Raw genomic sequence first — 7,881 nt, 5'->3', positions numbered from 1 at the left:
GAACGAATTTGTTAGTCACTCATTTAAAATAGCGACCTTATTAATATATCATGTTTCAGATATCATGTCAACAACTTTTTTGTTATTTCATAAGCTGTTGTGCCGCTAATCAATTTGGCGACTTTATTAATATATCACACTTACTTGAGCTAAGTCAATAAGTAATTTATATATTTTTTTCGCTGTCTGACCAAAAATCCATTCGTTTTTTGCGACGGATTTAACTTTATCATGGTTACATTACAAAGTCAACAAAAACTTTAACAAATTATTACACATTGTGACATACAACGCAATCTAGCCCCTAAATCATTGCAATTAAGGACACTATCTATAATCAAATAGATAGAAATGGATCCTCACCTTAGACGAGAATCCATTCATCTAACTTCATTTAACTCTCTTCGTTGATCATATACTTCCGATGGTATACATCTATACCTTTAGTTTCCTGCTTAACCGTCATTATTATTTCTTTCTCAATTAAGTAAGAAATAATAGCTGTGAGATCAAGAGAAAAATCCTTAATATCAGGATGCTCAATTAATTCTCCGTAAGACCAAGGTGTGTCTTTTGTCTTCATTACAGTTAAAAGTTGTTGTGAGGAAGCAAGTGCCCTGCTGCTTAATACAAAATCCATAGCTATAATCATTAGCTGAATTCTTTTCTCTAACTCTTCGTTTCCTTCAATGAATTCTTCATATAACTTATAAACTTCAAGATCTATTTGCTTCACCTGACTCCAGACAGTTACTTCCGGATAATAGCCTTTTTCAATAACCGCCAGTCGAGCTAAATAATGCAGGGAGTACAGAATTTTACTGTTTGCATCTTTGTAATCGCCTGACTCATACAAGTCTTTTGCCTCATTAAAGCTTTTTACTAGCTTTCCAAACTCTAACATCTTACGAGAGTTTCGCTTTTCATTCGGAAAATCCCTAAGCTGGTCTTTCAAATGGTAAATGTATTCATTCCGGTCAAAAATAACCCGTCCATAAATAATCCACTCGACCGCTCTTCGGTATCCACTTTTATCAATCCATTCCATAAGTACATCTTCTTTAACTACATGCATGGCAGCAGTTTTATCATCAAATTCATAATGTTTTACATGCCAATCCTGTTTTGCTTCCTTCATTATAATAAGCAGGATGACGTCAAAGTTATCAGTAACTGGACTATTTTGTTTAGTTCTTTCCATAATTAGTATTCCCAAAGTGTCAGCATCACTGGCATGTTCTTGATATATAGGTCTCAGGAAATTTTCCATTGCAGATTTCCTCCAATTTATTTCTATTTCTATATATAATAATTCGTTACATTTACGTGAATTCCTTTTTCTTCATCAAACTTTTCTTTAAAATATGCTATACTGACTATTGTATTATTAAGGAGGATAAGCATGGCGCAATTAGTTTATTCAAGTAAAATAAATAAAATAAGATCATTTGCATTAATACTAATTTTTGCAGGGATTCTTTTAATGTATGGTGGAATTTTAACAAAGAAGATAGAGTGGTTGATGGTTACCTTTTTCATTCTGGGAGTAATAATGGTTGTGCTTAGTTGTGTTGTTTACCTTTGGATTGGCACATTATCACTAAAAGCTGTCCCTATTGTCTGTCCAAATTGCGAAAAGCCAACAAAAATGCTAGGTCGTGTAGATGCTTGCATGCATTGCAAACAGCCACTTACACTTGATAAGAATTTGGAAGGCAAAGAATTTGATGAGAAGTATAACACGAGGAAATATAAAAAAGAACTAAAGTCACAGCAAAAAAATAAGGATAATTAAACTCCGTCTTCGTGGCGGAGTTTTTTATCGGAAAGAGGACTACAATGATATTTGTTATCGACAATTACGATTCCTTCACTCATAATATCGTACAATATTTGAAACAACTCGATTTAGAGATCAGGATAAAGCGTAATGATGAAATAACTATTAAAGAAATAGAAGAAATGGAACCATCTCATATATTAATTTCTCCTGGACCTGGTTGCCCAGATCAAGCAGGGATTTGTTTAGAAGTAGTAGAACACTTTTATAAGCAACTACCTATTTTCGGAGTATGTTTGGGGCATCAGGTTATTGCCCAAGCCTTTGGAGCAAGCGTTATTAAAGCGGAACAGCCTATGCATGGAAAAGTATCATCCATTCAACATGATGGTAAGGGTATATTCCAGGGCTTAAACAACCCGCTAACTGTGACCAGATATCACTCTCTTGTTGTCGATACAACTACAGTACCTGATTGCCTCCATATAACAGCTAGGACGAATAAAGGAGAAATCATGGCATTAAGACATAGCTTGTATCCGATAGAATCCATCCAATCCCATCCAGAAGCAATTCTAACTGAACAGGGATTAGAGATTTTAAAAAACTTTTTTAAAAAGAAAGAGGTGCCAATGAATGGATCCCCTGCTCTATTTTAATTTCCGTACAAATGATAAAAATGAAGCTCCATTACTTTTTCAACATCCTGATCGTATCATTCAAGCTTCATCTATAACTGAAGTGCTTCCAGCATTAGCAGAAATTCAACACCTTGTAAATAAAGGCTATTACGCTGCAGGCTATCTTTCCTATGAAGCTGCCTCTGCCTTTGACCATGCAGCATTCACTCATTCCAACCCAAATCTCCCTTTACTGTGGTTTGGTATCTTTAATGAGCCTGAGCAAAGAGAGATTAAAAGCTATAAACCATTCCGGACTTCTAAGTGGTCACACCGTAGCTCCAAGGCTGAATATGAGAAGTACTTAAATAAGATAAAAGAGCAAATTGAAAGCGGAAATACATACCAAGTGAATTATACTGTACGGATGCATGCAGCCTTCCATGGTGATCCTTTATCGTACTATACCAGCTTGAGTAAAGCTCAATCTGCAAATTACAGTGCCTATTTTGATATTGGTGATTACTCCATTCTATCAGCGTCGCCGGAATTATTCTTCCATTTAAAAGAAGGGAAATTAACCACAAGACCAATGAAAGGGACTGTAGCACGAGCAAATACAACTTTTGAGGATACCAAAAATAAAGAATGGCTTTATCATTCCGAAAAAAATCGAGCGGAAAATGTGATGATTGTTGACTTGTTACGAAATGACTTAGGGGCAATTGCCATTCCTGGAACAGTTAAAGTACCTGAATTATTTTCTATTGAAACATACCCTACTGTCCATCAAATGACTTCAACAGTTACAGCTGAAATAGGAGCGCAACACACAATTACCGATATATTTAAAGCACTTTTTCCATGTGGTTCAATTACAGGCGCACCTAAAATTAGCACGATGAGAATCATTAATGAGCTGGAGGATGAGCCGAGAGATGTATATTGTGGAACAATGGGTTACATCACACCGAAAAATGAGGCTGTCTTTAACGTACCAATTCGAACGGTTATTTTAGACAAAGAAAAAGGAAATGTTACTTATGGAGTGGGCGGCGGGATAACTTGGGATTCAAAAACGGATGAGGAATATGAAGAGGTCATCACGAAAGCCAAGGTGTTGGATGTAAAACATGAACCATTCCAACTATTAGAATCAATCGGGTATGAGAATGGGGAATTATTCCTGTTAGAATTACATCTAGAACGCTTAAGAAAAACTGCCGACTTTTTTAATTTCCAAATAGATACGAAAAAGATCAAACAGGATTTAACTAACTACCTAGAAGATTTGAATGATGATCTTTGGAAAGTCCGTTTACTTGTAAACGAGAACGGCGACACGGAAATCGAAGCAAAAGCCGCTTCTCCCTTTACCAATATTCTGTCTGTTGGCCTTGCAACTAAACCAATTGATCGTACCAACCCATTTCTATATTATAAAACGACGAACCGTGCTATCTACAAGGAACATCTTACTTCAAATACGGATGTATTCGATGTACTCTTATGGAATGAAAATAAAGAAGTAACGGAATTTACTAACGGCAACATTGTTGTAGAAAAAAACGGAAAGCGGTATACCCCTCCAGTTGAATCAGGTCTTTTGGCAGGAACATTTCGAGAGCAACTTCTCGATAAGGGGGAAATAGAAGTAAAGGAAATATTGCTCGATGAGCTTCCTTCCTATTCTCGAATTTGGCTGATAAATAGCGTGAGGAGATGGGTTGAAGTAAAACTGGTTTGATTTCAAGAAATAACTTTGTGGATTCTTTTTATCGATCTGAACTGGTCACACCTATAGATGCCGTTGTTCATTTAGCCTCTCCCCCCTAAAACAGCAAGAAAACCCAAATGCGCATGTTACACATTTGGGTTTTTATAGATAAAAAATTTATAAAGCGAAAATAACTTGTTCAGGCTATTGCCATTTGTGGAGTATTAATGCTTTTGTGTGGCGACTTGTTGGCACGCTTCGCACGTTCCATACACTTCCATCCGGTGATGACTCACATCGAAACCAGTAACCTGCTCCGCCAATGATTCTACTTCATCCAATGGAGGGTAGTGGAAATCAACTATTTTTCCGCATGATTCACATATAGCATGATAATGCTCGGAAGTATTACAATCAAATCTGCTTGAAGCATCTCCATAGGTGAGCTCTCTTACCAACCCTATTTCTTTCAGGACACGCAGATTATTATAAACTGTTGCAACACTCATATTCGGAAATTTACCTTCCAGTGCTTTATATATTTCATCGGCTGTTGGATGAACCATGGAATTTAAAAGATATTCCAATACCGCATGGCGTTGTGGTGTGATCCGGACGCCTGATTCTTTTAGTGTATCTATTGCTTGTCGTAAACGTTTTTCAGACACCGTCATCCACCTCTCTTTCAGTATTTTGTCTAATTATAAGGATATTATCAATTTATAATCTTTATAAATAGTGTACTGCTTACCATGGCTCTCTGTCAATAAAAGTATATTATAAATTAAGAATCATTATAACTAATATTTCCACTTAGACTGCATGAACCATTTTAATAAGGTTCTTTTAATAACCCCTGCTAACATCAATTTTGTTTACAAAATCATCCTTACCTTGAAGGTATATCTTAAGATTTTCTTCAAAAATATCTAATGACCGGGTTTGGTATAGCTTGGAAATCCCTGACAAATGTGGTGTAACAGTAATATTTTCCTCATCCCAAAAAGGATGGTCATTTGGTAGAGGCTCTTCTTCAAAAACATCTAAAACAGCATGTGCTATTTCTTTATTTCTTATCGCATCTAAGATAACTTCTGTTTTCACTGCATCCCCTCGTCCCATATTTAAAAACACGGCATGCTTTGGAAGCTTTTTGAAATGTTCATATGTATAAAAATCTTTTGTCTCTTTTGTGCTGGGCAGCACAGATACAATGATATCTGTTTCTGGCAATAAGCTCTCCAGCTCAGTCGATTGATAATTTTCATCAAAGTATTCTCTCTGCTCCCCACTTCTTGAAAGACCAATTGTTTTCATTTGAAAAGCTTTTGCAAGTCGAGCTACTTCCTGGCCAATTGCTCCAGCCCCTGCCACAAGTATCGTCTTTCCATTCAATTCTTCCATTCGAACATTACGATCCCATTCATGGGCCTTTTCTTTTTCCATTAACGTGTTTGCCTGTCGGTATACTTGAAGTAGCATAGATATTGCATACTCTGCCATCGGTGTTTTATGAATGCCACGCGCATTGGTTACAAGAATTCCTTTAGCCTTAATAGCATCAAATGGCATCCGGTCCATTCCTGCAGATAAAACCATAATCCATTTTAATTGAGCGGCATGTTCGATTAATTCAGGAGTTAAATCTTCTCCATATGTTACTAATATTTCCGCTGCTTTCAAATAAGCGCTCGCTTCATCCATCGAGGAACACATAATGAACTGCTGTTCAGTAAATTCTTCTTTTAATCTGGTCTGATGTTTTTCTGATATTTTTGCCGAAAAAAGGATCAAGATGCATAACCTCCCTTAATATATACTCTATACTAAAGGATTTTATATGCATTGAAAACTAAGAAGGTTATGAATCTTAATTAGTCAATGTTTTTTTCACTGATTTCCAAGCAATTTTTATATCCAACTTAAATGAACAATATTTACAATAGAAGCGTTCTTCTTCACCATACGCTTGGCTATGTTTTTCAATTTCTTCTATTAAATTAAGTCCGGTCAAACCTGGTCTCATAGAAAGGCGGCTTGAATTCGCTAAATTATTTTTGTCTGACTCCTTTGCCAGCGGGCCAACGAAGCTCATTTCCCCTTTTAACACATTCCATAATTGGGGTAATTTATCTAGATTATACTTCTTAAGCCACCTGCCTGTTGGCGTAACAATACTGATGGATTGCTGATAATAATGAATTGGGATCGTTTTTGTTTTTGCTTCCGGAAAAGCATGAATGACACGTGATGGGTTGGTCATTGTACGAAAATAAAGCATTTGAAAGCCTCTGCCATTTTTACCAACACACGACTTCCGACTCAGAATCGGTCTTCCTTCTTTCTTTACTATTTGGTAACTAATGAATGCAAGTAACGGAGACAGTAGAAATAATAGAATGATGCTTATACAAATATCCATGGTCCGCTTTATGAAAAAATACCTCGAGAGTCCCTTTTTTCGTGAACGTACTAATACTTTTTGTTTTTCATGCATCATACAATCACCTAATTTCTAATAGAATTAAAACTCGTTCTCTATTAAAAATCTATTCTTGCGTATTCCTTTATATTACAAAAAGATCCTGTATACTTACTTCAATTCGAAATCCATATGGCGTTATTCAAGAAAAAATTGGTAGTACTCGATAGGGACCAGAAAACATAAAAAAAGCAGCCTGTTAAAGACTGCTTCACACCTTTTATTGATTTGCACGTAGATATTCAAGTGCCGCTTCCACATGCCCTTTCACGCGCACTTTTCGGTATTCTTTAATTAAGTTGCCTTCTTTATCAAGTATAAATGTTGAACGCTCAATTCCATAATATTCTTTACCAAAGTTTTTCTTTAGTTTCCATACATCAAATTCCTCTGCCAACTTATGATTCTCATCTGCAAGCAATAAAAAAGGCAAATCATGTTTATCAATAAACTTCTGATGCCGCTCAATCGGGTCTGGGCTCACACCAATAATTACTGCATCTAACTCACCAAAGCTTTCATATGCATCACGGAAATCACATGCCTCCGTGGTACAGCCTGGTGTCATGTCCTTTGGGTAAAAATAAAGAACTACATTCTTGCCTTTAAAATCAGATAGACGAACTTCATTTCCCTGCTGGTCAGGTAATGTGAAGTCTTTTACTTGTTTACCTACTTCGACAGCCATTATACCCCTCCTGAATGATAGTATGTCTACTATACCATAGTAACCTTTATCCTTCATTCATCTCTACTTCTCCCTCTTAACTCCACTACTCTTAATACAAAAGCGGCAGGCAATATATATCCAATAAGTGCTTCAGCAATTGCGATCAACCTCCCAATTCCGATTGGGGTAATATCGCCATAGCCGATGGTTAAAATGGTTACTCCACTAAAATACATCGAATGGATGAAAGAACCGAGTTTTCCTACCTCTCTTAATTCGCCATTTTCCACTAAGATAGTATTTTGTAAAGAGAGGATAAAATACACTAAACCAAATCCTATAATCACAACAATATACGTAATAAATAGAGTAAAGAATAGCTCAGAGGAAAAGCGGCTATCCTTTAACTCTATCTTGTATTTTCCAATTGGAATAAAATTAATAATGCTTTTAAGGATGATCACGCTAATTAATATTAAGCTAATAACAGGAATTGTATTCATAGGAACCCTCTCTATCCTTTTCTATATAATCAGTCTATGCTTCTTTTTCTTAAGCTTGTCATTTATTTACAAGAGGTTTACGATAATGTAGGGAAACCGTAATGTACTC

The 7,881-nt window shown here is 36.1% G+C and carries 9 protein-coding genes; 3 read left to right on the top strand and 6 right to left on the bottom strand.

Annotated features, from left to right (window positions below; all coding sequences use genetic code 11):
* Positions 1-394 precede the first annotated feature (394 nt).
* Positions 395-1,270, bottom strand: a complete 876-nt coding sequence (locus tag JCM12304_RS10545) for a nucleotidyltransferase-like protein (protein ID WP_060680261.1) — start codon at positions 1,268-1,270, stop codon at positions 395-397.
* 132 nt (positions 1,271-1,402) lie between these two features.
* On the opposite strand from JCM12304_RS10545, the gene JCM12304_RS10540 reads away from it, so the two are divergent.
* Genes JCM12304_RS10540 through pabB form a run of 3 tightly spaced genes read left to right on the top strand, consistent with a single transcriptional unit; the run spans position 1,403 to position 4,147 of the window.
* A complete protein-coding gene (locus tag JCM12304_RS10540) occupies positions 1,403-1,795 on the top strand; it encodes a YgzB family protein (RefSeq protein ID WP_060680259.1) in 393 nt (130 codons plus the stop codon).
* Between the two features lie 44 nt (positions 1,796-1,839).
* Positions 1,840-2,439 carry an anthranilate synthase component II gene (locus JCM12304_RS10535; protein ID WP_060680257.1) on the top strand — a complete coding sequence of 200 codons (600 nt, stop codon included), beginning with the start codon at positions 1,840-1,842 and terminating at the stop codon, positions 2,437-2,439.
* Positions 2,417-4,147 (top strand): aminodeoxychorismate synthase component I, encoded by a 1,731-nt coding sequence (pabB, locus tag JCM12304_RS10530; RefSeq protein ID WP_060680255.1) that lies wholly within the window; start codon positions 2,417-2,419, stop codon positions 4,145-4,147. The genes JCM12304_RS10535 and pabB overlap by 23 nt, the downstream gene beginning before the upstream one ends.
* Positions 4,148-4,341: 194 nt before the next feature.
* Here pabB and perR read toward each other — a convergent pair whose 3' ends face one another.
* The 5 genes from perR to JCM12304_RS10505 form a co-directional block, all read right to left on the bottom strand.
* Positions 4,342-4,791, bottom strand: coding sequence for a peroxide-responsive transcriptional repressor PerR (gene perR, locus JCM12304_RS10525; RefSeq protein WP_033353393.1), 450 nt, complete (start codon positions 4,789-4,791; stop codon positions 4,342-4,344).
* A gap of 172 nt (positions 4,792-4,963) precedes the next feature.
* Positions 4,964-5,911 (bottom strand): D-2-hydroxyacid dehydrogenase, encoded by a 948-nt coding sequence (locus tag JCM12304_RS10520; RefSeq protein ID WP_082388028.1) that lies wholly within the window; start codon positions 5,909-5,911, stop codon positions 4,964-4,966.
* 76 nt (positions 5,912-5,987) lie between these two features.
* The gene (locus tag JCM12304_RS10515; protein ID WP_019375466.1) at positions 5,988-6,614 is read right to left on the bottom strand and encodes a sugar transferase; all 627 of its coding nucleotides are present in this window, start codon (positions 6,612-6,614) and stop codon (positions 5,988-5,990) included.
* 205 nt (positions 6,615-6,819) lie between these two features.
* On the bottom strand, positions 6,820-7,287 hold the full coding sequence (gene bcp, locus JCM12304_RS10510; protein WP_060680250.1) for a thioredoxin-dependent thiol peroxidase: 468 nt from the start codon (positions 7,285-7,287) through the stop codon (positions 6,820-6,822).
* Between the two features lie 53 nt (positions 7,288-7,340).
* Entirely contained in the window at positions 7,341-7,772 is a 432-nt protein-coding gene (locus JCM12304_RS10505; RefSeq protein WP_060680248.1) for a potassium channel family protein, read from the bottom strand.
* Positions 7,773-7,881 lie beyond the last annotated feature (109 nt).

Origin of the sequence: Virgibacillus halodenitrificans JCM 12304, assembly GCF_001310895.1 — a bacterium.
GTDB lineage: Bacteria > Bacillota > Bacilli > Bacillales > Amphibacillaceae > Virgibacillus_Q > Virgibacillus_Q halodenitrificans.
Note: the sequence above shows the minus strand (reverse complement) of the source record. Positions and strands in the feature narration are given on the sequence as shown.